The sequence below is a fragment of the Pseudomonas fluorescens genome (assembly GCF_902497875.1).
GTDB classification, from domain to species: domain Bacteria; phylum Pseudomonadota; class Gammaproteobacteria; order Pseudomonadales; family Pseudomonadaceae; genus Aquipseudomonas; species Aquipseudomonas fluorescens_BR.
The window spans coordinates 1-22,436 of sequence record NZ_CABVHY010000020.1 but is presented as its reverse complement, the minus strand read 5'-3'; the positions used below and the strand labels follow the sequence as shown (position 1 = coordinate 22,436).

Here is a 22,436-nt window from a genome sequence, read left to right as displayed (position 1 = left end):
TTATTTGCCTCCAAACAGGCGCTCGAAGAATCCTTTCTTCTGTGCATCGAGGAAACGATGCTCCACGGTTTTGCCCAACAGACGGTCGACAGCATCGCTGTACGCCTGGCCGGCGTCGCTTTGGTCGTCGAGGATCACAGGCACGCCCTGGTTCGAAGCCTTGAGTACCGCTTGGGATTCCGGGATGACGCCCAGCAGGGCCACCGCGAGAATATCTTTGACGTCTTCAACGCCGAGCATTTCGCCCTTGGTCACCCGCTCCGGGTTGTAGCGGGTGAGCAGCAAGTGTTCCTTGATCGGCTCTTCGCCTTTTTCAGCACGACGCGATTTGCTGGCCAGCAGGCCCAGCATGCGGTCGGAGTCACGTACCGAGGACACTTCCGGGTTGGTCACAATAATTGCTTCGTCTGCAAAGTACATGGCCAGGTGGGCGCCTTTCTCGATGCCCGCCGGGGAGTCGCAGACCACGAATTCGAAGGTATCCTTGAGCTCCATCAGCACCTTTTCCACGCCTTCCAGGGTCAGCGCGTCTTTATCGCGGGTCTGACTGGCGGCCAGCACATAGAGGTTTTCCAGGCGCTTGTCTTTGATCAGGGCTTGCTGCAGGTTCGCTTCGCCGTTGACCACGTTGACGAAGTCGTACACCACACGGCGTTCGCAGCCCATGATCAGGTCGAGGTTACGCAAACCGACGTCGAAGTCGACGATGACCGTTTTGTGGCCGCGCAGTGCGAGGCCTGTACCGATAGCGGCGCTGGTGGTGGTCTTACCCACACCACCCTTGCCGGATGTAACCACTAGAATCTTGGCCAAGGTGTTTCACCCCTAAGGAAAAAGGACTTTTAGCCCCTGAAAAACATCTCTTGAAAACCACTGCGGTCGAACAGCCTTGGCTGAAATTCGCTTCGAAGCGGATTTACCTTGGGTAAAACCTGCTTTTTCAGCGATTTCCTACTTCGTTTGAGCCATTTTCGCTAGGTTTTAGAGATGCTTGGAAAATGCGGCAGTATCCGTTAAAGACGAGTGATGTTCAACACATCGCCCGACAGGCTGACCTGAACTCCCGATCCCCACAGTGGATCGCGGCGCAAGTCTTCGGAAACCTTGTATTGGCCGGCAATCGACACCAGTTCAGCACTCAACTGCTGACAAAAAATTCTGGCCCGGATGTCGCCCTTGACGCCAGCCAGGGCACGACCGCGCATGGCACCGTATACATGGATGTTGCCATCGGCGAGAAGTTCCGCGCCGGGGCTGACCGAAGACACCACAACCAGATCGCCACCCTGAGCATAGATCTGTTGCCCGCCGCGCACCGGCGAAGTGATGATTTTTGTTGGTTTAATAGTCGGTTCCGGCGGTTTTTCCGGTTTTTTCGTAGCGACACCTTCGTAATCGAGCGGCCGCTCCCGCGCACCGGAGGGCGGCAACACAGGGAGGTCGACGGCGATGGCAGCGGCAATGTCTTCGATGCGGCTGGCGCGAATGGCCAGGGTGCGCAGGCCATGCTGGCGACAGATGCGCATCAGCGCGGGCAGGTCGACGGCGCCTTCGGTGGCTGGAAGTTTGTCCAGGGCCAGCACCAGCGGGGCGTTGCTGAAGAAGTTCGGCGCCTGGGCGACCTTGGCGGCCAGCTGGCGGTCGAGACTTTCGAGGTCGTTGCGAGCCAGTTCCAGCACCGTAATGGCGAGCATGCTGCCCTTCAACTGGAACACAGGATCTTGGTCTAGCGGTTCGGTTCGGCTCATGGTCGTCATTAAACGGCTTGTCACTAAAAGTGCCGAGACTTATAACGAGAACGCCCGCGAGCCGCAACCCGAGTCGAACCGATGTAGAATGCGCGGCCTTGTTGTCTGTCCGGAATCTGTAATGGATCGCCCGCGTTTTAGAGCTGCATTTTTACATCCGCGTTTCTGGCCGCTGTGGTTTGGCCTCGGCCTGCTATGGCTGATCGTTCAGTTACCGTATCCGCTGCTGCTGAAAATCGGCCGCGCACTGGGCGCCCTGATGTATCGCGCGGCCGGCGACCGACGGCGCATCGCCAGGCGCAACCTGGAGCTGTGTTTCCCGGAAAAATCCGCTGCCGAGCGCAAACGGCTGCTCAAGGACAACTTCGCCTCCACCGGGATTGCCTTTTTCGAAATGGCCATGAGTTGGTGGTGGTCCAAGGCGCGTCTGGCGCGTCTGGCCCACATCGAAGGGCTGGAGCACCTGACCCAGGCCCAGCGCGAGGGCAAGGGCGTGATCCTGATGGCCGTGCATTTCACCACCCTGGAAATCGGCGCGGCGTTGCTCGGTCAGCAGCACACCATCGACGGCATGTACCGCGAGCACAAGAACCCGCTGTTTGACTTTATCCAGCGCCGTGGCCGCGAGCGACATAACCCCGAGTCCCTGGCCATAGAGCGCGAAGACGTGCGTGGCATGCTCAAGCTGCTGCGTGCCGGCCGGGCGATCTGGTATGCGCCGGACCAGGACTACGGCCGCAAGCAGAGTCTGTTCGTGCCTTTGTTCGGCATCCCGGCGGCGACAGTCACCGCCACCAGCAAATTCGCGCGATTGGGTAAAGCCCTGGTGGTGCCCTTTACCCAGCGACGCCTGGCCGATGGCAGCGGCTACCGCCTGGTTATCCACCCGCCCATGACGCAGTTCCCGGGGGAAAGCGAAGAAGCCGATTGCCTGCGGATCAATCAATGGGTCGAAGCGACGCTGCGCGAATGTCCGGAGCAGTATCTTTGGGCCCACCGGCGTTTCAAGACCCGGCCGCCGGGTGAGCCGAAGTTGTATGAGACGCGTGGCTGACGCTGCAGCGTCAGATTGATTGCCCCCAAGCGCCATGGAGTGTTGCGATGAGCCCAGCTGAACCGGTCACAGGCTTGATTCTTTCCGGCGGCGGGGCTCGGGCGGCGTATCAGGTCGGGGTGTTGGCGGCGATTGCCGAGTTGCTGCCGACGGGGGCACCGAACCCGTTTCCGGTGATCGTCGGCACGTCCGCCGGAGCGATCAACGCGGTCAGCCTGGCTAGCGGGGCAATGGACTTCGGCGGTGCAATCGAGCGGTTGACGACGTTCTGGCAGGATTTTCGCAGCCATCAGGTGATGCGCAGCGATTGGCCAGGCGTGATCGGCCAGGCCACCCGGTTTGTCGGGCACAGCCTGCTGGGGCTGGGTGCTGCAGTGCCAGTAGCGCTGATCAACAGTTCGCCGTTACGGCGTTTGTTGAACAACCAGCTGCATTTGTCCGGGATCGAAGAAGCCATCCGACAAAAGCAATTGCAGGCGGTGGCGGTCACGGCATTCGGCTATGAATCCGGCCAGGCAGTGACCTTCTATCAGAGCAGCGGCACCATCGATGCCTGGTTGCGTCATCGGCGCATTGGCGTGCCGACTCAACTGACGGTCGAACACTTGCTGGCCAGTTCGGCCATCCCGTTGTTGTTCGCTCCGGTCAAACTCGGTCAGGAATATTTCGGTGACGGCGCAGTGCGCCAGTCGGCACCCATCAGCCCGGCGCTGCACCTGGGGGCGAGCCGGGTGCTGGTGGTCGGGGTCAGCGGCAACCCGCGCGGGGTCGACCCGCAGAATCCCTTGCAGCGTGCTTATACGGGGCAACAACCAACGTTGGCGCAGATTGGCGGACACATGCTCAACAGCACCTTCATTGACAGCCTGGAGAGTGATATCGAGTTGTTGCAGCGTCTGAATCAGTTCAGCCATCTGCTGCCGGTGGGTACCCCGATCCGCAGTCTCGGCGTAGCGCCGGTGGAGGTGTTGGTGATTGCCCCGAGCCAGCCAATCGACGAAATCGCCGCGCGCCATCGCCATGAACTACCAGCCGCCTTGCGCCTGTTCCTGCGCGGTCCAGGCGCAACCAAAACCAGCGGCGCAGGCGTCCTCAGTTATTTGCTGTTCGAATCGGGGTATTGCAGTGAACTGATCGAGCTTGGCCGCAGCGATGCCTTGGCCAAGCGCGAAGAGTTGTGCCGGTTTTTGGGGTTGCCGGTGTTTACTGCTTTGTCTTGAGATCTGCGGCGCGATGAGGCTCTGACAGACGATGCAAAAGTTTGATCAGAAATGCAACTTCACCAACAAGCTGGCGGTGTTCTGATCGGTGTCGAAGAACTGGCTATCCTTGATCCCGTACTTGTTCTTCCAATAGTCGTATTCGATACCGACATACAGTTGCTTCTCACCCACGTTGAACGCTTTACCCAGGTCATACTTGATCTGCGGGTTGATGTGCAGGTTGGCGTGGTAGGTGCCTTTATCGTTCTGGTCGTTGTCGACCACCCAGTCGATGAAACCATCGATGAGGATGTCCGATTTGCCGACAGGGATGGTGTAGGCCCAGGCCGGCGTGATCTGCCAGACGTTGTCGCCAGCGCGCGAACCTTCGGTGTGGCGGTTATAGAAGTTCAACTGGAAGTAGTCGAAACCGGGGATTGCCAGGTCGAAGCCCGGGCCGATCAGGTAGGACTCGGTGTCGCCTTCGCCGAACTCGTAAGTCATGGCCAGCAGCACGTCCTTGATCGGGCCGAACTCGAGTTTCTGGTCGAAGATTTTGCCGAATGACAGGCGTGGCTGCAGCTCGCCGTAATAGGTGTTCGGGCCGGCGAAACTGTCCTTCTTGCCGTTGTAGAAAATCTTGTCGATGAACATGAAGTTATCGCCGTATTTCCAGGCATCGGCATGTTCGAAGGTCACGGTCTGTTGAATCTCTGGATTGACTTCGAAGTTCTGGCCATACAGGTAGGTCAGGCTATTGGTCTGCCAGAACAGCAGATCGCCGGCCATGGCCTGGCCCCCCGCCAACAAGGATCCGGCAAGCATCAGGCTGGTGCACGTACGTTTCATTCGGTTGCTCCCAAAGTAGGTTGTTCCACGTTTTTTTAGAACCGGCGCTCTGGTGTGGCGCCTTTTTTCGTTGCTGTAAAAATCATCCGGTCGGTCATTTTTTTTGCTGTTGGCAAGCGCTTGACCAAGGCAAAAAAAAGCAAAAAAACTCCCATTCGGCTGCCTCTAAGCAGTCGATTGAGAGTTGATCGGGGATCCCTGAGGCCTAACCAGTGCCGGGATAAGTTGGCTTTCTGGTCAGGTTTTAATTCTGGAGTTTTTTTTAGATCAGATTCGGGCGGCCGCGGAGAATACTGGCTCCCGCGACAGGGCTCAAGTGCCCCGTAACAGAGCGCTTGCAGCAGCATTGAGGGAGCTTTGCGGGCCATTTAGAAATGCACCTTGAGCAGCAGGCTGGCGGTGTTCTGACGGGTGTCCAGGTTCGAGTTGCTCTGGATCCCGTATTTGTTCTTCCAGTAGCTGTATTCGGCGCCCACGTAGACCTGCTTCTCGCGCCAGTTCAGGGCTTTGCCCAAGTCATATTTGATCTGTGGGTTGATGTGCAGGTTGGCGTGGTAGTTGCCGCGCGAGTTCTGGTCGTTGTCCACCACCCAGTCCAGATAGCCGTCGATCAGCAGGTTCGAGCGGCCGAGGGGAATGCTGTAGGACCACGACGGGGTGATTTGCCAGACGCCGTCGCCGGGGCGCGGGCCTTCGGTCTGACGGCGGTAGAAATTCAGGTTGAAGTAGTTGAAGCCAGGCACCGCGAGGTCGAAACCGGGGCCGATCAGGTAGGCCTCGCTGTCACCTTCGCCGTATTCATAGGTCATCGCCAACAGCACGTCCTTGATCGGGCCGTAAGCGATTTTCCGCTCGAGGATCTTGCCGAACGAGAAGCGCGGGCTGAACTCGCCGTAAAAGGCATGCGGGCCTTTGATGCGGTCTTCGTCACCGTTGTAGAAAATCTTATCGATGAACAGGAAGGTGTCGCCGTACTTCCATCGGTCGGCGTGCTCAAAGGTCACTGTCTGCTGGATCGACGGATTGATCTTGAAATTCTTGCCATACAGATAGCTCAGGCTGTTGGTCTGCCAGAGCAGCAAGTCGCCGGCCATGACTTGAGTGGCCGCCAGCAACCCGCTGCTCAAGAACAAACTTGAGTAGGTGCATTTCATCGTGTAGCTCCCTGATTATTTTTATTGTTGAGGCGCAGGCAGCCGCTGACTGCGACCGGGCTTGCAGCCGGGTCTGCCTGTCATGCGTGTGGTGGCAGTTGGAAGCGGGCGGCCAATGCCGCCCGCTGTCGATCAGTGCGGGTGAGCGGGTCGCAGAGTGTCGGCGGCCCGCTCGGCACCTCCGAGGATGTTGAACAACAGGTTCAGCGAGAGGGCACTGAGAGTCGCCATGGCGATACCGCTGTGGGTAATCGGACTCATCCACAGTGGCAGGTGGGCAAAGAACTCCGGACGAACCACCGGAATCAGGCCCATGCCGATGCTCACCGCCACCAGCAACTGGTTACGACGGTCGGCGATGTCGGCTTCCTGGAGAATCTTGATCCCGGTGGCGGCGACCATGCCAAACATCGCAATCGCCGCACCGCCGAGCACTGCCGAGGGAATCGAGGCCACCAGAAAGGCCGCTTTGGGCAGCAGGCTGAGCACGATCAGCAAGCCGCCGGCGACTATGGTCACCGAGCGGCAGCGCACGCCGGTCATCTGCACCAGGCCAATGTTCTGGGCAAAGGAGGAGTGGGTGAAGGTGTTGAAGAACCCGGCAAAAAACGAGGCGCCGGCGTCGCACAGCAAGCCGCGCCGCAACATCCGCGGGCTGACTTCCTGGCCGGTGATCTTGCCCAGGGCCAGGAACATCCCGGTGGACTCGACGAAGATGATCACCACCACCAGGCACATCGACAGAATCGGTGCGAGGTGGAACTGCGGCATGCCGAAGTGCAGCGGCGTGACGATCTGCAACCAGGGCGCCTGCGCCATGCCGCTGAGGTCGACCATGCCAATGAGGCCGCAGAGGATGTAGCCCAGGGCCATGCCGATCAGCACCGAGATGTTCACCCAGAAACCGCGCATGAAGCGATGAACCAGCAGGATGGTCGCCAGTACCAGTGCGGCAATGGCCAGGTAGATCGGTGAGCCGAACTCTGCGGCGCTATTGCCACCGCCGGCCCAGTTCACTGCGACGGGAAACAGCGACAAGCCGATCGAAGTGATCACAGTGCCGGTCACCAGGGGCGGGAAGAAGCGCACCACCCGGGACATGAATGGCGCGATGATCATCCCGAAAAAGCCGGCGGCGATGGTCGCGCCGAAGATCCCGGGCATACCGATGCCCGGCATGCCGGCCATGGCCACCATGCTGCCGACTGCGGCGAAACTGGCGCCCATCATCACCGGCATGCGAATGCCCATGGGACCGATGCCCAGCGATTGCACCACGGTGGCGATCCCGGCCACCAGCAGGTCGGCGTTGATCAGAAAGGCAATTTCTTCACGACTCAGGCCCGCGGCCTGGCCGATGATCAGCGGCACCGCGATGGCGCCGCCGTACATCAGCAGAACGTGTTGCAGACCGACCAGGATCAGTTGCAAGAGGGGCAAGCGTTGAATGGCGGGTGCGTCGGGGATGCGCGCTGCGGATAGCTCGGACATGCAACACCTCGGATCTTTTTATTCTTGTGGTTTAACAGCTGTGCGCTTGTGAACAGCTTTTTTGAATCTGTCAGGCCAGGCACCAAAGCTGAGGCGAGCGGGCTTTCTGTGGTGAGGGGGCTTGCCCCCGTTCGACTGCGCAGCAGTCGCAAATCCAGCAAACGCGATCTGTCTGATGTAACGCGGTTGCAGGTTTTGGGGCCGCTGCGCGACCCAACGGGGGCAAGCCCCCTCGCCACAGAAGCCCCCTAGCCGCAGGGGCTTCAATATTGCTTAGTTAGTCGGCGCTCCCTGAACAATCCAGGCGCCGATCAGGTCGCGTTCCTGCTGGGTCATCTGGGTGATGTTGCCCAGAGGCATGATCTGCGTGGCGACGGCCTGGGCTTGAATCCGCGCGGCCTGTTGCTGGATCTGTTGCGGGGTATCGAACATCACGCCACCCGGCGCCGTGCTGAACAGCGGGCTGGTGGGTTTGGCCGAGTGGCACACTGCGCAGCGCTCCTGAATCACGCTGTGAACCTTGTCGAAGTCCGGGCCGGCTGGTTTGGCGGCAGCGGCTTGCGCTGGCGCAGCAGCAGGTTCTGCCGCTGGAGCCGCTTCAGGCTTGGCCCCGCTGATCGCGGTTGCCGGAATCGGCTGGTACTCGATCTTCGCCGCTGCCTTGGCTACTTCAGGAGCGCTGGACATCTGCGCCGGCCCGGTCACGTAGGCCAGGCAGATCATGCCCAGTGCCGCTACCGGCAAGGTCCAGGCGAACTGATGGCTGTTGTGACGGGTGTTGAAGTAGTGCCGCACCAACACCGCCAATACCGCGATCCCGGCCAGGATCAGCCAGTTGTACTGGCTGCCGTAGGTGCTCGGGAAGTGGTTGCTGATCATGATGAACAGCACCGGCAAGGTGAAGTAGTTGTTGTGCCGTGAACGCAACAGACCTTTGGCCGGCAGCGCCGGATCGGGCGTGCGGTTTTCGGCGATGGCCGCTACCAGCGCGCGCTGTGCCGGCATGATGATGCGGAACACGTTACCGACCATGATGGTGCCAATGATGGCGCCAACGTGCAGGTACGCACCGCGACCGCTGAACACTTTGCTGAAGCCATAGGCTGCGCCGATGATCAGCACGAACAGGATCAGGCCGAGCAGGGCAGGGCGTTTGCCCAGGGCCGAGTCACACAGGAAGGAGTAGATGAACCAGCCAGCGAATAACGAAGCGATGCCCAGGGCCACGCCTTCAGGTCCGCTCAGGCTACTTCCGGGGGCCAGCAGGTACAGCGTCGGGTTGGCGTAGAACACCACACACATCAGCGCGATGCCTGACATCCAGGTGAAGTAGGCTTCCCATTTGAACCAGTGCAGGTTGTCCGGCATGGTCGGTGGGGCCAGTTTGTATTTTTCCAGGTGGTAGATACCGCCACCGTGGATCGCCCACAAGTCGCCGGCCAGACCGTCTTTCGGGTTCACCCGGTTGAGGTTGTTTTCCAGCCAGACAAAGTAGAACGAAGCGCCGATCCAGGCGACGCCAGTGATCATATGAACCCAGCGGATGCTCAGGTTCAGCCATTCCAACAGATGTGCTTCCACAGTCTTTACCTCTCGCCTGTCACTCTGTAGTCGAGTGATCAGACCTTCTCTTATTGGTGGGGGGCAAGGATCAACCGCTCATCCTCTTTGAAAAAATGCTCATCGCAGTTATTGCCTGTGCCACTGCGATCAACCACCAGGAAGTCATCCCGCTTTTCGATCGTCAGCACCGGGTGATGCCAGACGCCGCGATGGTAATTAATGCCCTGCCTGCCGTTGGTGACGAAGGCGCGGACCAAACCTGATACAGGTACATCGCCAAGTGGCGCGACCACGATCAGAAAGGGGTTGCCGAGCAGCGGTATGAACGCCTGGCTGCCCAGCGGATGGCGCTCCAGCATGCTTACGGTCAGTGGCATGTCCTGCGCGTCGGCGCGGAAAATGCTGATGATCGCGTTGTCCTCTGGCGTGGCGGTTTCCACCGTGGCCAGTTTGTGGAAGCGCATGGTCGAACCATTGTTGATCATGAAGTGATCGCTGCCATCGGTTTCGATCACGTCACCGAAAGGGGCGAAGGCTTCTTTGCTCAGCGGTTCAATCGTCAATGTGCGCATGCTGGTCTTCTTATCTCGAATTCGTTGTCGTCAGTTCTATCGCATCACGAGCAGGCTCGCTCCCACAGGTTTTGTGTACACCACAATCCAATGTGGGAGCGAGCCTGCTCGCGATTGGCCTCACCGCTTATTTAGCGACCTTACCCAACACCCGCAGGCGACTCACACCACCATCCGGGAATACGTTCAGACGAATGTGGGTGATCGGGCCCAACGCCTTGATCTGCTCGGCAAAGCTATGTTCGGCGTGCATTTCCAGCTTCTGTGCCGGCAGCAATTCGCGCCAGAACAGCGATTGGGTTTCGATCTGGCTGTCGGTACCGCCCTTGACGAACGCGCCCTGGATCGAGCAAGTGTCCGGGTAGTTGCCCTTGAAGTGCAGGGTGTCGACGATGACTTTCTCGATCACGCCCGGGTGGCCCAGGGCAACGATCACCCAGTCATTGCCAGGTGTACGACGACGGGCAGTTTCCCAGCCATCGCCCATGTTGATGCCGCGGCCCGGGTTGAGGATGTTGCTCATGCGCCCGAAGTGTTCGTCGGAGCAGGCCAGGGCGCGACCGCCATTCAGCGCGGCTGCCAGATCCACCTGTTCGTTGTCGCCGACCGCCGACCAGTCGCGGAACGGAATGCCATACACGCGCAGACGCGCCACGCCGCCATCCGGGTAGATGTTGAAGCGCAGGTGGCTGAAGGCCTGATCGTTATTGATTTCGTGGAAGTGGTGGCTGTTGCCTTGCAGCTCGACCGCCGAGAGCACTTCAGTCCACTGGGTGTTTTCGTCCGGCTCGCCCGAGGCCAGGAAGCAGGCTTCCAGCGAGGCAGACGGCGGGAAGTTGCCGGTGAAGAATGAAGTGTCGATGTCCACGCCTTTGATCGAGCCCGGCACGCCCAGGCGGATTACCGCGCTGTCGTAACCTTCGAAGCGCTTGCGGCGCGACTCCCAGCCGTCCATCCACTTGCCGTTGTCATCGAAAACGCCCTCCTTCCACACTGCCGGAGTCGGCTGGAACAGCCGATTGGCGTCGGCGAACCAGTCATCGGTCACCGAAATGATCTTGGTGCCCAGACGGGCATCGGCCAGGTTGACGAACTTCTCGAAAGGTACGGCGTAAGCTTTCATTCTTCTTGTCTGCCTTTAATAAAGTGGCTTGGGATGCTTGCAAGGCCCGGGTAAACCTCAGCGTTCTTGAGGTTTCGCGGAGCCTGGTCGCTATAGGGTCAGTAATCGGAACAACGCGATTTTATTAATCTGCGCCAGCGCGCACTTGAATTCGGCGTCTGCCGAGTTGTGGATGCGCGTTTCGAACGCTGCGAGGATCTGATGCCGGTCGCTGCCTTTTACCGCCATGATGAAGGGAAACGCGAACTTGGCTTTGTAAGCCTCGTTCAGCTCGGTGAAGCGCTGAAACTCTTCGGCCGTGCATTGGTGAATACCCGCGCCAGACTGTTCTTGAGTGCTGGCTGCGGTAAGCTGGCCCTGGACGGCAGCTTTGCCTGCCAGGTCCGGGTGAGCGTTGATCAGTGCCAGCTGGCTGGCGTGATCGGCGCGGAGCAGGATGTCGCTCATGCGCTGGTGCAGGGTTTCGATCTGGTCGATCGACGCGTCCTGGCCCAGGTCGTAGGCCTTTTCGGCCACCCATGGCGAATGTTCGTAGATATCGGCGAAGGCCTCGACGAAGGCGTCGCGGCTCAGGGTCGATGGCTTCAAGGTTTGGAAGTGGCTCATTTCGCAGCCCCTTGGTACGGGTGGTTTTCCTGCCAGTGGCGGGCGATGTCGACCCGACGGCTGAACCAGACCTGTTCGTGGCTTTTAGCGTATTCGATAAAGCGTTTCAGGGCGCCCAGACGCGCCGGACGGCCGATCAACCGGCAGTGCAGGCCGATGGAAAGCATCTTTGGCGCTTCGGCACCTTCGGCATAGAGCACGTCGAACGCGTCTTTGAGGTACTGGAAGAAATCGTCACCGGTGTTGAAACCCTGGACCTGGGTGAAGCGCATGTCGTTGGTGTCCAGGGTGTAGGGAATCACCAGGTGCGGCTTGCCGGTCGGGTTGTTCGGTTCCCAGTAGGGCAGGTCGTCGTCATAGGTGTCGCAGTCATAGAGGAAACCACCTTCCTCCATCACCAGCCGCCGGGTGTTCGGCCCGGTACGACCGGTGTACCAGCCCAGCGGGCGTTCGCCGCTGATTTCGGTGAGGATGCGGATCGCTTCGAGCATGTGCTCGCGTTCCTCGGCCTCGTCCATGTATTGGTAGTCGATCCAGCGGTAGCCGTGGCTGCAGATCTCGTGACCGGCCTCGACCATGGCGCGGATCACGTCCGGATGGCGCTGGGCGGCCATGGCCACGGCGAAGATGGTCAGCGGAATGTCGAATTCCTTGAACAGCTTGAGGACCCGCCACACGCCGGCACGGCTGCCATACTCATACAGCGATTCCATGCTCATGTTGCGTTCGCCCTGCAGCGGCTGCGCCGAGACCATTTCCGAGAGGAAGGCTTCCGACTCTTTGTCGCCGTGCAGAATGTTGCGCTCGCCGCCTTCTTCGTAATTGAGCACGAAGGACAGGGCGATGCGGGCATTGCCCGGCCAGTGTGGGTGAGGAGGGTTACTGCCGTAACCGATCAGGTCGCGTGGGTAGTCAGCGCTCACTGCAGTCTTCCTTCTTGTTCGTGGTGTCTTGTTCATGACAAGGAGTGTGTGATGGCCTGAAGAGGGTGATACAGGCTTGCGTCACAACGATGGATTGATTGTATACAACTTTATCATCACTTTGTAAGCCTGAATTTTCGCAATTTTCACAAATTGTCATCTTGACCCGGTATTGCAAGAAACCTGCCTGATTGGTCAGCGAATTGATAGAAGGCTGGCTGTTATCAAGGCGTGGCTGCAAATTCACTGACAATCTGGCGGCGGCAAGGCGGAAGGAAAAAATGTGATTTTTATTGTGTACAATTTTTTTGAAAAGTGTCTTAATTAGTCGCTCGCCGGACCTTTTCGTGCTCCGAATCGGTGCGGTCTCCTTTTTAACTGACTCCGGGAGGCGCGAGGCCTGGCTGCTTGATCGCAGGCAGGCGCGCAGAATCAATGGGACGTTTGACTACACACGTTTTGGATGCCGCACACGGTTGCCCTGGCAGCTCGATCAAGGTTGAGTTGTACCGGGTTGAGGGCACACAGCTGGAACTGGTCGCCAGCGCGCTGACCAACAGCGATGGCCGCTGCGATGCGCCGCTGCTGCAGGGTGACGACTACCGTTCCGGGGTCTATCAACTGCAGTTCAATGCCGGCGATTACTACCGCGCCCGTGGCGTACAGCTGCCGGAGCCGGCCTTTCTTGATGTGGTGGTGCTGCGCTTCGGTATCTCGGCCGAGCAGGATCACTACCACGTGCCGCTGCTGATTTCGCCTTACAGCTATTCGACCTACAGAGGAAGCTAGGACTCTCCCACGAATCTGCGCAACAGCTTCTTTGGTCTTTCGCCCGCTCACACTGCGGGCTTTTTTTCGTCTGTGGAAAAGATCAAAAGATCGCAGCCTGCGTCAGCTCCTACGCCGATCGCACACACCCACTATTGATCGGGTGTACGCAACCTCTTGTAGGAGCTGCCGCAGGCTGCGATCTTTTGATCTTGCTTTACTTCAGCGGCTCAGCAGAGAAGCCGCCCCCGCCCCACTGAACAACCCGGCACTGATCCGGTTGAACCAGCTCTGGCCCTTGCCGCTGCGTAGGTATTGCGCAGCACCATGGGCGCCGAGGCCGTAGCTCAGCTTGCAGAGCAGATCAAGCACGGTCCAGGTGGCGATCATGATCAGCAGCTGTGGCAAGAACGGCTGCCCGGCGCTGAGAAACTGCGGCAGAAACGCCGCAAAAAACAGAATGTCCTTCGGGTTGCTCGCACCCAGCACAAAGGCGCGCCCGAACAGTGCCCGAAAGCGCGGCACCGCTGCAGCCTGCGGAACTTCGGTGGTGTGAGCCGGTTGCCGCGATTGCAGCCAGCTCTGCCAGGCGAGGTAGAACAGGTACAGCGCACCGACGATTTTCAGGGCGCTGAACAGCTGTTCCGATGCCAGCAGCAAAGCACCTAGCCCCAGCGCCGAAGCACTGAGCAGGCAGATTGAGGCAAACACCCCGCCAAGAAACGCCGGGTACGAACGGCGCAAACCGTAATTCAGACTGTTGCTGATCATAAGCAACGACAGTGGCCCCGGGATCAGGATCACTACCAGCGCCGCGCCGCTGAACAGCAGCCAGGTTTCTAGATTCATCTCTTTCCTCCATGTGTGCAAAAGCCCCACCCGACGGGGTGAGGCTGGGTGAAGCGGTGTCGCTTACAAGAAAACGAACTTGGCGATAAAGATCGCGCACAGCACCCACAGGCTGATGGAAATTTCCTTGTGCTTGCCGGTGCCGGCCTTCAGTGCCACGTAGGTGATAAAGCCCAGCGCGATCCCGTCGGCGACCGAGAAGGTCAGCGGCATCATGATCGCGGTCACAATTGCCGGAATGCTGTCAGTGGCGTCATCCCATTCAATGTGCTTCATGCCGCCCATCATCAGCATCGCGACATAGATCAGCGCGCCGGCCGTTGCATAAGCGGGAATCATGCCCGCCAGTGGCGCGAAAAACATCGCGGCAATGAACAGCACGCCGACAGTTACCGCCGTCAGACCGGTTCGGCCACCGGCGGCGACACCGGCCGCACTTTCTACGTAGCTGGTGACCGGCGGGACACCGACCACGGCGCCGAACACGCTGGAAGCGCTGTCGGCCTTCAGTGCGCGGGACAGGTTTTCGATCTTGCCGTCAGCGTTTACCAGACCGGCCCGTTGCGCGACGCCCATCAGGGTGCCGGCGGTGTCGAACATGTGTACAAAGAGAAACGCCAGCACCACGCTGATCATGCTCACGTTGAACACGCCAGCGACGTCCATGGTCATCCAGGTCGGCGCCAGGCTTGGTGGTGCCGACATAAGGCCGTTGTAGTGCACCAGACCCAAACCCCAGCCTGCCAACGTCACGGCGATGATGCTGATCAGGATCGCACCGAACACCCGGTGATAGCTGAGCACGGCAATCATCAGGAAGCAGACGGCCGCGAGCAGCGGGCCAGGCTCGCGCAGGGAGCCGAGCTTGATCAGGGTGGCCGGGCTGTCGACGACGATCCCGGCGGTTTTCAGGCCGATGAGTCCGAGGAACAACCCGACCCCCGCGCCCATGGCGTAACGCAAACTCACCGGAATGCTGTTGAGCAGCCACTCGCGAATCCGTGAAAAAGTCAGGAACATGAACAGCACACCGGAAATGAACACCGCACCAAGGGCGGTTTCCCAGTTGTAGCCCATGGTGCCGACTACGGTGTAGGTGAAGAACGCGTTCAAGCCCATGCCGGGTGCCAGGCCGACTGGCCAGTTGGCGTACAGACCCATCAGCAGGCAGCCGAGCGCCGCGGCGATACAGGTCGCGACAAAGGCGGCGCCATGGTCGATCCCGGCGTCCGCCATGATGTTCGGGTTGACGAAAATGATGTAGGCCATGGTAATGAAGGTTGTCAGACCGGCAATCAGCTCGGTCTTCACCGTGGTGCCATGCAAACTGAGTTTGAAGAGGCGTTCGAGCCAGCCGTTGTTCAACGGCGGCGAGAGATCCAGCGTAGGGGCTTCGGATTTGCGGCTTTCCACAGCGAGTACTCCTCAAGAGTTTTATTGTTTTTTCCAGAACCGGACCCATGAGGGTGGCAGCGGCTCTTTGAGGCATGTAAGGCTTGCGGGCTTTTGTTGACCGTAAGGTCAGGAACTCGCACGAAACGAATTATGCTTTTGTATACAAAAAAAGCAAATAATGTTTTTGATTTTGTGTGCGAAAATGATGAAAGGAAGGATATATAGGGGACGGACGGGCGGATTCCTGGCGTGGTGCGGCAGGCGCAGGCTGCCAAGGTGGCTTGAAAACAAATAAACCGGCCAATGGGCCGGTTTATGTTTGTCTGAGATCTCTGTTGTCTGTGGCTGGCCCTATCGCGAGCAGGCCTGTAAGAACAACACAACCCTATCAGGCCGCGGCAAACCGCTTATCCAGATACTCAATGATCACCTTGGACTCATACATCCAGGTGGTCTGGCCGTTCTCTTCGATGCGCAGGCACGGCACTTTGATCTTGCCGCCTTGCTCCAGCAGGGTCTGACGATCCTGCTCGTTGTTTTTCGCATCGCGCAGGGCCACTGGCACATTCAAGCGGCGCAGGGTGCGGCGGGTTTTCACGCAGAACGGGCAGGCGTGGAATTGATAGAGGGTCAGGCCCTTGGCAGCCTGTTCGACCTGAGTCTGAGCGGCGACCGGGCGCTGCTGCTTGCGCGGGCGGGTGATGAAGTCGATGAAAATGATGAGTTGGCCCAGGCCGACTCGAAGCGCTTTGACGAACACGGTGTAAGCCTCATGAAGGGTGAAGAGGGGCGCGCAGCTTACCTGATTTTTCCCGGACGAAAAAAAACCGGCGATAAACGCCGGTTTTCTTCGGTACGGTGTTACTTGATCAGGCTGAGAAACTCGCTGCGGGTCGCCGCGTTTTCGCGGAACTCACCAAGCATCACCGAAGTGATCATCGACGAATTCTGTTTCTCCACACCACGCATCATCATGCACATGTGTTTGGCTTCGATCACCACCGCAACGCCCAGGGCGCCGGTCACTTCCTGGACTGCCTCGGCGATCTGCCGGCTGAGGTTTTCCTGGATCTGCAGGCGGCGGGCGTACATATCGACGATCCGCGCGACTTTCGACAGGCCCAGTACCTTGCCGTTAGGGATATAGGCGACATGCGCCTTGCCGATGAACGGCAGCAGGTGATGTTCACACAACGAGTAGAGCTCGATGTCCTTGACCAGCACCATTTCGCTGTTATCGGAGCTGAACAAGGCACCGTTGGTGACTTCTTCGAGCGTTTGGTCATAACCGCGGCAAAGGTACTGCATGGCTTTGGCGGCACGTTTTGGCGTGTCGAGCAGGCCTTCGCGGGAGATGTCCTCGCCGAGCTGGCCGAGAATCGCGGTGTAATTCTGTTCCAATGTCACAGAGCGTTATTCCGTATGGGTTCTAGAGGGGTACGGTTTCTGCCTGTACCAATTTTGTACCATTCAGGCTTTGTTCGAGCTTCCCGAGTTCGATCCAGTCTTCGCTGGAATTGATCCATCGGGTGTAGGTCGACAATAGCATTTGGACACTATGGCTGAGCTGGTTCGCAATGAAACCAGGGTTCATGCCTGCCATTAGGCACATAGTAGCGTAGGTGTGCCGACAGGTGTATGGCCGCCGGGCACGGACCTTCAATTCGCTCAGTGCTGCCTGGACGTGTTTATCGGTAACGCAGGCCTGCAGGATGTACTCGAAATTCTTGGTCGGCGCGAAGACGTAGGCCGACTGACGGTACAGTCTTCGGCTTTGCGAGGCGCGCAGTGTGGCGATCGCCTCGGCCTCATCCAAGGCGTGCAGTGCCCTCCTGCTCAGCATGACTCGCCGAGCCTCTCGTTCCTCGATCTTGTCGTCGGTCACGATCCTGCACACGTAGGCGACACGTACTTCCTGTGACTGCGCACCCTGCAAGTTCAGGGTTTCACGTCCAGGGTTTGATTCAGTCGCGCAAAGTGCGAGTTAAGGTTTCGCCTGTCCGGGAGTTATGGAATGTCGTCTCGCTAAGTCTATTGGCATAGCCGTTATCCATGATGCGATAGGATTTTTCTCCATCTTCCCACTCTGTTATGCCTTTTGAGATGCGCCCGGTCTGCTGTGTTTCTTCGATGATTGTGTAGATTTTTCCTGGATCGCTTTGGGCTTCAAACCGATCGGTTTCCAGCGTACGTTTTACTCTCACAACGGGTCCCTGCTTGACTATTAGGCGCGCAAGATACCTCAGGAAGTGGCCTTTTAGACAGTTTTTAAGAAGGTGGTTCTCAGTGGTGGGCGATACGGTGGGAGATGTGAACGTGCCCAATGTCACCTTCCTGTTGCGTAGATGATGGCACTTTGGCATTATGGTTCTGCTGTTTCTGATCAGCTCTCCATTCCCTCTCGTTTGGGAGCTGGTTTCAGAAACCGCAGATGGCCCGACCCTGTGTTGGGCTTTTTTTTTTGCTCTGATTGACCTGAGCCCAAGTAGTTGTGAAAGCTCGCTCAATTGGATGGCTTTACCGAGTTCCATGTGTATCTAGTGGTACATGCAACCATATTTTATGTGTGGTTTTTTATGCCTGCGATTTGTTACTGACCATAAGCCAGGGTGGCCTTCGGGGATGCCTGGACGCTGATAAGTCGGTGGTGCGGTAGAGCCAACAAGTAGCGACTACCCGGGGTAAGTGTTCGGGTGCTGTCCTTCCAGTTGTACGCCAAATACCGACTATTCTTTGAGTAGAGTTCTTCATTCTAGAGCTTGGGCTGCCCTCTGCGATCGCTCCAGTCGTTAGGGGGTTGCGACCTGAGTGCAGGTGTCGCCCAGCAGCCGTGCTAGGAGCCCAGGTTCTTTTTATATTCGCTGCTTGAGCCGCCTTGTGACGAGATCGCGCAGCCAACACTGCTTCATAGAGCACCGCATCATCTTCAGAGCCTCGCTATCGTGCGGGGCTCTTTGGTTTTTGTTGTTGAACACAGCCAGGGGGACCGTCGGGTGGGCTTGGACAAACAGCCTCCAGAGTTCGCGGCAAGAGTTGGTCCTCTAAGCATATGAGGTGGAGCGTCTGCGCATTGAAGCTGAGTCGCTGTTGCGGATCGTGCAGGAATACCGGGGCGAGCACTGGGCCCTTCGGAATCTTGATGCCGGGAGTCGTGGACATGTGTTCGGTCGGCAGGACGCCGGGGAGGTGGCTTTCGGGTAAGTGGCACGGTCCCCGCCCTGTGGATAAGACGGGTTGCACAAAACAATCTACGTCTATTTATAGTGCCACGGAAAAAACAAAGGCCTGCATCGCTGCAAGCCTTTGGTTTATATGGTGCCGGCACCAGGAGTCGAACCCGGGACCTACTGATTACAAGTCAGTTGCTCTACCAACTGAGCTATACCGGCGTGTTGGGCGCGAAGTTTATAGATTTTTTCTTGGGAGTAAACATTTTTTCGCTTCTGGGCGGCCAGCCTTGAAAGCGCGCCGTAGGAGGGCGCTGCCGGCTGAGCGCTGGCAGCGGATCGGCTATGAGCGTGCGTTGCTGGCCAGACGCTGGCTTGTCCCTGAGTAAGCTTTCCGGTAGTTGCCTATATCAGTGAACGGCGAAGGATCGAGTGGCAGGAGCACGCTCGATCTTTGAAATCTCTTTAACCCAGAAGCGTCGATATTCTGTCTGGTCCGGTGAAAGTGGTGGGTGATTCGACCATGGGTGGGGGCTTTTTAGCACTGCGCGGTATGCCTCCCACTCTTTTTCCTCAGCCATCTCTTTTGCGGTCTTCTCATTGTCAAACCAGCCCAGTACGTAAACTTCGCCCTGGTCCTGGCCATGTTCGATCAGGAGGTAAATATTTTTCATCAGCTTGGCTTCAGTTCTAGCAGATAACTGGCAATGTCTTCGGCACGTTGCGCGAACTCTTCGACGTCACTTTCGAATGACGTTGCGTCGCCCGAGCGATACTCGTTAAGGCCCAGCACAATGGCTTGTCGAAAATCTTCCGAGCTGATGTGTACGCCCAATTCATCGAATGCTGATTTCAGGGCGCGGTGAAAGCGCTGGTCATCCACTGGATGGCCTGTATGCCAAGTGTCTGGTGCGAGCCAAGGTTTGAGCAATAGCTTGAGCTTTTCAATATCCATACAACCACCCCAAAAATTCATCCAATGAAGGTCGCAAGCCCGTACCGATTTTTTGTACCACTACCCGTGGGATTTTACGCAAAGGGCAAGGGTACGGAGACGGACTTGGCGCTGCAAGTCGGGTGAGTCGGCTTTACTCGTCACGACCTTCCATCATGGTGCGTTTGAGCATCACGTACACCGCACCGGCACCGCCATGTTTAGCCTGGCACGAGGTGAAGCCGAGTACCTGTGGGTGCTGGCGCAGCCAGGTGTTGACGTGGCTCTTGATCATTGGCCGCTTGCCGTCCAGCCGCACGGCCTTGCCATGGGTGACGCGCACGCAGCGGATTTCGAATTTGGTCGCTTCAGCGAGGAACGCCCAGAGGGTTTCGCGGGCTTTTTCCACGTTCATGCCGTGCAGGTCGAGGCTGCCTTCAAAAGGAATCTGGCCAACCTTCAGCTTGCGCATCTGGCTTTCCTGAACGCCGTCACGAGCCCACAGCAACTCGTCTTCCGGACCTACATCGATGACAAATTGATCCGACAGGCCGTCAACAGTGGTCGCATCGGTGCGCACGGTCGCCGCCTGGCGCAATTTAGCGATCTGCGCGCGGTCGGCTCTGGGTTTACCCGTCTCGGCGCGATCATGTTTGATCGGCTTGACGCCGCGGATCTCGCTTTTGAACAGGGAAAAATCGTCGTCTTGCATGTCAGCCTCCGCGAAGGGCGGCTAGTTTACCCAAGTCGAGACAGATCGGGCATTACAAAACGCTACTGCCCACACTCAGTCATTTTTTTTCATCAGGTGCGGCGCAATGTTCAGCCCATGGGACAGGCGCCGACGACGACGGCAGCGACGCCAGAACCAGACACCGACGTACAGCAGCAACAGGCCGATCACCAGAATCACCGCCGAACCGGCCGGGCTGGCATTCAGTTCGCCGAGCGCGGGCGGGCGACCCAGCAGGCTGGCGGCACCAGCCATTGCCAATAACACGCCAAACGTCGCCAGTACTGCCGAAAAGGCTGCGCCCAGGCGATAACGCCAGTTGCTCGGACCCTTGGGGCGCAAGCGGCGAGCGTCAAAACCATCGGATATCTTCATTCCGACCTTCCTCAATGGGTATCGGCCCTTCGACCGGGAGATGACCGGGTTGTTCCTGAGGCTAAGACAATTGTAGAGAATGAGAGGTCTTTGCAGATGAGCGGCGCGTTGGTCCGCTCATCGAGGGGCGGTCAGATCAGGTCTTTGGTCATCGCGAGGGTGGCGAAGTTGTCCGCCATGATCGCCATTTCGGTTTGCTGCACATGTTCCGCGCTCAGGATACCGCCTTTGTACGGCAGGTCGCGGGTCGCGCACGCATCTTCCACCAGGGTGCAACGAAAACCCAGGTTCTTGGCTGCGCGTACCGTGGTGCTGACACTGGAGTGACTCATGAAACCGCAGACGATCAAGTCCAGCGAGCCGAGGTCCTGCAGACGTTTTTCCAACTCCGTGCCATGGAAGGCACTGGGCAGCAGCTTGCCGACGATGGTCTCGTCACCTTGTGGCTCGAGGCCCGGGATGAACTCACCGCGTGCGCCTTGCGGGTCGAACATTCCACCCACGGTGCCGAGGTGATGCACATGCACAATCGGCCGGCCGGCAGCGCGGGCCGCGGCGACCAGTTGCTTGATGTTTTCGACGGCAGCATCCATGCCGGTCAGGGCCAATGGGCCACTGAGATACTCTTTCTGGGCATCAATGATGACCAGGCTGGCATGGCTCAAACTGGCCGGTGCATAACCACGGCCGGTGAGTTGAAACATCGTCTTTGGAACGGACATTCTGGGGCTCCTTTGGGTAGGGCTTTTGCGACATTGTCCTCTGGCTGAGCGCTTCTGTGAATCGCTACCAACGTAGGCTGTGTGGTTGCTGGCCTACAGCCTTGTCAAGAGGGTGGTTCTGTTCAAGTAAAAGCTTGAAAAATGGATAGTTCCTACAGTGAGTTGGTGTTTTTCATGCGTCGTCGGGGGGCGTTTTGGCTGTTAGAATCGTCAGTCGTTTTTTCAGGAGTTTGTCCCGTGATCACTTCCCGCCTGCGCACCTTGCGCGACCACATCCGTTGGGCCGTCAGCCGTTTTCATGGGGAGGATCTGTTTTTCGGCCATGGGACTGACAATGCCTGGGACGAAGCCCGTCAATTGGTGCTCGGCGCGTTGCACCTGCCTTGGGAAATTGCCGACAGTTATCTGGACTGCCGCCTGGAAGAGGACGAGTTGGTCAATCTGCAACGCCTGATCACGCGTCGTATCGAAGAGCGGATCCCTACGGCTTACTTGTTGGGTGAGGCGTGGTTCTGCGGTATGTCGTTCATCGTTGACGAACGAGTGCTGATCCCGCGCTCACCGATTGGCGAGCTGATCGAAAAACGATTTGCGCCCTGGTTGGACGCCGAGCCGGCACGCATTCTTGACCTGTGCACCGGTTCGGGCTGCATTGGTATCGCCTGCGCTTATGAGTTCCAGAACGCCGAAGTGGTACTGGCCGATCTGTCGTTCGAAGCGCTGGAAGTCGCCAATCAGAACATTGAACGTCACGGTGTCGACGAGCGGGTCTATACGGTTCAGGGGGATGGTTTCGATGGTCTGCCGGGCCAGCGTTTCGACCTGATCGTTTCCAATCCGCCGTACGTCGATGCCGAAGATTTCGCCGACATGCCGGACGAGTATCAGCATGAGCCCGAGTTGGGTCTGGCCTGCGGTGAGGACGGCTTGAACCTGGTGCGACGCATGCTCAGCGAAGCGGCGGATCACCTGACCGAAAAAGGTTTGCTGATCGTCGAAGTCGGCAACAGCCAGGTGCACGTCGAAGCGCTGTACCCGGAAGTGGACTTCGCCTGGCTCGACTTCGAACACGGCGGCCATGGCGTGTTCATGCTCAGCGCCGAACAGTGCCGTCAGCATCAGGCGGTGTTTGCTTCGAGGGTTTAGAAAGTAGCGAGACCTTCTGCGTACACAAGCCCTGTAGGAGCTGCCGCAGGCTGCGATCTTTT

26 protein-coding genes and 1 tRNA gene are annotated in these 22,436 nt (G+C 58.4%); 4 read left to right on the top strand and 23 right to left on the bottom strand.

Annotated elements, in window-relative coordinates; genetic code table 11:
- Both minD and minC read right to left on the bottom strand, forming a co-directional pair.
- The gene (minD, locus tag F8N85_RS19990; RefSeq protein WP_150805255.1) at window positions 1-813 is read right to left on the bottom strand and encodes a septum site-determining protein MinD; all 813 of its coding nucleotides are present in this window, start codon (window positions 811-813) and stop codon (window positions 1-3) included.
- Window positions 814-1,013: 200 nt separating this feature from the next.
- Window positions 1,014-1,748 (bottom strand): septum site-determining protein MinC, encoded by a 735-nt coding sequence (minC, locus tag F8N85_RS19985; RefSeq protein WP_150805254.1) that lies wholly within the window; start codon window positions 1,746-1,748, stop codon window positions 1,014-1,016.
- A gap of 121 nt (window positions 1,749-1,869) precedes the next feature.
- Between minC and F8N85_RS19980 the strand changes: the two genes are divergently transcribed.
- Window positions 1,870-2,802 (top strand): lipid A biosynthesis lauroyl acyltransferase, encoded by a 933-nt coding sequence (locus tag F8N85_RS19980; RefSeq protein WP_150805253.1) that lies wholly within the window; start codon window positions 1,870-1,872, stop codon window positions 2,800-2,802.
- Between the two features lie 47 nt (window positions 2,803-2,849).
- Window positions 2,850-4,022 (top strand): patatin-like phospholipase family protein, encoded by a 1,173-nt coding sequence (locus F8N85_RS19975; RefSeq protein WP_150805252.1) that lies wholly within the window; start codon window positions 2,850-2,852, stop codon window positions 4,020-4,022.
- Between the two features lie 45 nt (window positions 4,023-4,067).
- Here the strand turns inward: F8N85_RS19975 and F8N85_RS19970 are convergent, their stop codons facing one another.
- The 9 genes from F8N85_RS19970 to puuE all read right to left on the bottom strand — a co-directional run bounded on the left by F8N85_RS19970 (window position 4,068) and on the right by puuE (window position 12,285).
- Complete coding sequence (locus F8N85_RS19970; RefSeq protein ID WP_150805251.1) at window positions 4,068-4,853, bottom strand: outer membrane protein OmpK; 786 nt, start codon at window positions 4,851-4,853, stop codon at window positions 4,068-4,070.
- A gap of 35 nt (window positions 4,854-4,888) precedes the next feature.
- Window positions 4,889-5,221 carry a hypothetical protein gene (locus tag F8N85_RS19965; RefSeq protein WP_150805250.1) on the bottom strand — a complete coding sequence of 111 codons (333 nt, stop codon included), beginning with the start codon at window positions 5,219-5,221 and terminating at the stop codon, window positions 4,889-4,891.
- Window positions 5,222-6,007: an outer membrane protein OmpK gene (locus F8N85_RS19960; protein WP_150805249.1), complete on the bottom strand. Its 786-nt coding sequence runs from the start codon at window positions 6,005-6,007 to the stop codon at window positions 5,222-5,224.
- Between the two features lie 132 nt (window positions 6,008-6,139).
- Window positions 6,140-7,498: a nucleobase:cation symporter-2 family protein gene (locus tag F8N85_RS19955; protein WP_150805248.1), complete on the bottom strand. Its 1,359-nt coding sequence runs from the start codon at window positions 7,496-7,498 to the stop codon at window positions 6,140-6,142.
- A 273-nt stretch (window positions 7,499-7,771) separates the two neighbouring features.
- Complete coding sequence (locus F8N85_RS19950) at window positions 7,772-9,079, bottom strand: urate hydroxylase PuuD (protein ID WP_150805247.1); 1,308 nt, start codon at window positions 9,077-9,079, stop codon at window positions 7,772-7,774.
- Between the two features lie 50 nt (window positions 9,080-9,129).
- Window positions 9,130-9,633, bottom strand: coding sequence for an ureidoglycolate lyase (locus F8N85_RS19945; RefSeq protein WP_150805246.1), 504 nt, complete (start codon window positions 9,631-9,633; stop codon window positions 9,130-9,132).
- 127 nt (window positions 9,634-9,760) lie between these two features.
- Window positions 9,761-10,756, bottom strand: a complete 996-nt coding sequence (alc, locus tag F8N85_RS19940) for an allantoicase (protein ID WP_150805245.1) — start codon at window positions 10,754-10,756, stop codon at window positions 9,761-9,763.
- Window positions 10,757-10,846: 90 nt separating this feature from the next.
- A complete protein-coding gene (gene uraD / locus F8N85_RS19935; RefSeq protein ID WP_150805244.1) occupies window positions 10,847-11,362 on the bottom strand; it encodes a 2-oxo-4-hydroxy-4-carboxy-5-ureidoimidazoline decarboxylase in 516 nt (171 codons plus the stop codon).
- Window positions 11,359-12,285, bottom strand: a complete 927-nt coding sequence (puuE, locus tag F8N85_RS19930; protein ID WP_150805243.1) for an allantoinase PuuE — start codon at window positions 12,283-12,285, stop codon at window positions 11,359-11,361. The genes uraD and puuE overlap by 4 nt, the downstream gene beginning before the upstream one ends.
- 435 nt (window positions 12,286-12,720) lie before the next feature.
- Between puuE and uraH the strand changes: the two genes are divergently transcribed.
- The gene (uraH, locus tag F8N85_RS19925) at window positions 12,721-13,074 is read left to right on the top strand and encodes a hydroxyisourate hydrolase (RefSeq protein WP_150805242.1); all 354 of its coding nucleotides are present in this window, start codon (window positions 12,721-12,723) and stop codon (window positions 13,072-13,074) included.
- Between the two features lie 201 nt (window positions 13,075-13,275).
- On the opposite strand, the gene F8N85_RS19920 is transcribed toward uraH, so the two are convergent.
- The 12 genes from F8N85_RS19920 to F8N85_RS19865 form a co-directional block, all read right to left on the bottom strand.
- Entirely contained in the window at window positions 13,276-13,902 is a 627-nt protein-coding gene (locus F8N85_RS19920) for a LysE family translocator (protein ID WP_150805241.1), read from the bottom strand.
- A 63-nt stretch (window positions 13,903-13,965) separates the two neighbouring features.
- Window positions 13,966-15,315 (bottom strand): NCS2 family permease, encoded by a 1,350-nt coding sequence (locus F8N85_RS19915; protein ID WP_150805240.1) that lies wholly within the window; start codon window positions 15,313-15,315, stop codon window positions 13,966-13,968.
- 370 nt (window positions 15,316-15,685) lie between these two features.
- A complete protein-coding gene (locus tag F8N85_RS19910) occupies window positions 15,686-16,057 on the bottom strand; it encodes a glutathione S-transferase N-terminal domain-containing protein (protein ID WP_150805239.1) in 372 nt (123 codons plus the stop codon).
- 101 nt (window positions 16,058-16,158) lie between these two features.
- Complete coding sequence (gene folE, locus F8N85_RS19905) at window positions 16,159-16,704, bottom strand: GTP cyclohydrolase I FolE (protein WP_150805238.1); 546 nt, start codon at window positions 16,702-16,704, stop codon at window positions 16,159-16,161.
- 22 nt (window positions 16,705-16,726) lie between these two features.
- Entirely contained in the window at window positions 16,727-17,182 is a 456-nt protein-coding gene (locus F8N85_RS19900; protein ID WP_224795714.1) for a hypothetical protein, read from the bottom strand.
- 79 nt (window positions 17,183-17,261) lie between these two features.
- Window positions 17,262-17,501: a hypothetical protein gene (locus tag F8N85_RS19895; RefSeq protein ID WP_150805237.1), complete on the bottom strand. Its 240-nt coding sequence runs from the start codon at window positions 17,499-17,501 to the stop codon at window positions 17,262-17,264.
- Window positions 17,502-18,610: 1,109 nt separating this feature from the next.
- Window positions 18,611-18,686, bottom strand: a tRNA-Thr gene (locus tag F8N85_RS19890).
- Between the two features lie 188 nt (window positions 18,687-18,874).
- Window positions 18,875-19,138, bottom strand: a complete 264-nt coding sequence (locus F8N85_RS19885) for a hypothetical protein (protein WP_150805236.1) — start codon at window positions 19,136-19,138, stop codon at window positions 18,875-18,877.
- Complete coding sequence (locus tag F8N85_RS19880; RefSeq protein WP_150805235.1) at window positions 19,138-19,419, bottom strand: hypothetical protein; 282 nt, start codon at window positions 19,417-19,419, stop codon at window positions 19,138-19,140. Before F8N85_RS19880 ends, F8N85_RS19885 begins: the two co-directional genes overlap by 1 nt.
- Before the next feature lie 133 nt (window positions 19,420-19,552).
- Complete coding sequence (locus F8N85_RS19875; protein ID WP_150805234.1) at window positions 19,553-20,110, bottom strand: Smr/MutS family protein; 558 nt, start codon at window positions 20,108-20,110, stop codon at window positions 19,553-19,555.
- Window positions 20,111-20,185: 75 nt separating this feature from the next.
- Window positions 20,186-20,506 (bottom strand): hypothetical protein, encoded by a 321-nt coding sequence (locus tag F8N85_RS19870; RefSeq protein WP_150805233.1) that lies wholly within the window; start codon window positions 20,504-20,506, stop codon window positions 20,186-20,188.
- 131 nt (window positions 20,507-20,637) lie between these two features.
- Window positions 20,638-21,228, bottom strand: coding sequence for a cysteine hydrolase family protein (locus F8N85_RS19865; protein ID WP_150805232.1), 591 nt, complete (start codon window positions 21,226-21,228; stop codon window positions 20,638-20,640).
- Window positions 21,229-21,465: 237 nt separating this feature from the next.
- On the opposite strand from F8N85_RS19865, the gene prmB reads away from it, so the two are divergent.
- Window positions 21,466-22,374: a 50S ribosomal protein L3 N(5)-glutamine methyltransferase gene (gene prmB / locus F8N85_RS19860; RefSeq protein ID WP_150805231.1), complete on the top strand. Its 909-nt coding sequence runs from the start codon at window positions 21,466-21,468 to the stop codon at window positions 22,372-22,374.
- The last annotated feature ends 62 nt before the right edge of the window (window positions 22,375-22,436 follow it).

What these genes read in the sequence shown, in the direction of transcription:
- alc (WP_150805245.1), bottom strand. Translation starts at nt 10,756, where the DNA reads ATGAAAGCTTACGCCGTACCTTTCGAGAAGTTCGTCAACCTGGCCGAT.
- uraD (WP_150805244.1), bottom strand. Translation starts at nt 11,362, where the DNA reads ATGAGCCACTTCCAAACCTTGAAGCCATCGACCCTGAGCCGCGACGCC.
- F8N85_RS19960 (WP_150805249.1), bottom strand. Translation starts at nt 6,007, where the DNA reads ATGAAATGCACCTACTCAAGTTTGTTCTTGAGCAGCGGGTTGCTGGCG.
- F8N85_RS19920 (WP_150805241.1), bottom strand. Translation starts at nt 13,902, where the DNA reads ATGAATCTAGAAACCTGGCTGCTGTTCAGCGGCGCGGCGCTGGTAGTG.
- F8N85_RS19885 (WP_150805236.1), bottom strand. Translation starts at nt 19,138, where the DNA reads ATGAAAAATATTTACCTCCTGATCGAACATGGCCAGGACCAGGGCGAA.
- F8N85_RS19875 (WP_150805234.1), bottom strand. Translation starts at nt 20,110, where the DNA reads ATGCAAGACGACGATTTTTCCCTGTTCAAAAGCGAGATCCGCGGCGTC.
- F8N85_RS19880 (WP_150805235.1), bottom strand. Translation starts at nt 19,419, where the DNA reads ATGGATATTGAAAAGCTCAAGCTATTGCTCAAACCTTGGCTCGCACCA.
- F8N85_RS19965 (WP_150805250.1), bottom strand. Translation starts at nt 5,221, where the DNA reads ATGGCCCGCAAAGCTCCCTCAATGCTGCTGCAAGCGCTCTGTTACGGG.
- F8N85_RS19975 (WP_150805252.1), top strand. Translation starts at nt 2,850, where the DNA reads ATGAGCCCAGCTGAACCGGTCACAGGCTTGATTCTTTCCGGCGGCGGG.
- F8N85_RS19980 (WP_150805253.1), top strand. Translation starts at nt 1,870, where the DNA reads ATGGATCGCCCGCGTTTTAGAGCTGCATTTTTACATCCGCGTTTCTGG.
- F8N85_RS19955 (WP_150805248.1), bottom strand. Translation starts at nt 7,498, where the DNA reads ATGTCCGAGCTATCCGCAGCGCGCATCCCCGACGCACCCGCCATTCAA.
- F8N85_RS19945 (WP_150805246.1), bottom strand. Translation starts at nt 9,633, where the DNA reads ATGCGCACATTGACGATTGAACCGCTGAGCAAAGAAGCCTTCGCCCCT.
- F8N85_RS19970 (WP_150805251.1), bottom strand. Translation starts at nt 4,853, where the DNA reads ATGAAACGTACGTGCACCAGCCTGATGCTTGCCGGATCCTTGTTGGCG.
- F8N85_RS19865 (WP_150805232.1), bottom strand. Translation starts at nt 21,228, where the DNA reads ATGTCCGTTCCAAAGACGATGTTTCAACTCACCGGCCGTGGTTATGCA.
- F8N85_RS19870 (WP_150805233.1), bottom strand. Translation starts at nt 20,506, where the DNA reads ATGAAGATATCCGATGGTTTTGACGCTCGCCGCTTGCGCCCCAAGGGT.
- uraH (WP_150805242.1), top strand. Translation starts at nt 12,721, where the DNA reads ATGGGACGTTTGACTACACACGTTTTGGATGCCGCACACGGTTGCCCT.
- minC (WP_150805254.1), bottom strand. Translation starts at nt 1,748, where the DNA reads ATGAGCCGAACCGAACCGCTAGACCAAGATCCTGTGTTCCAGTTGAAG.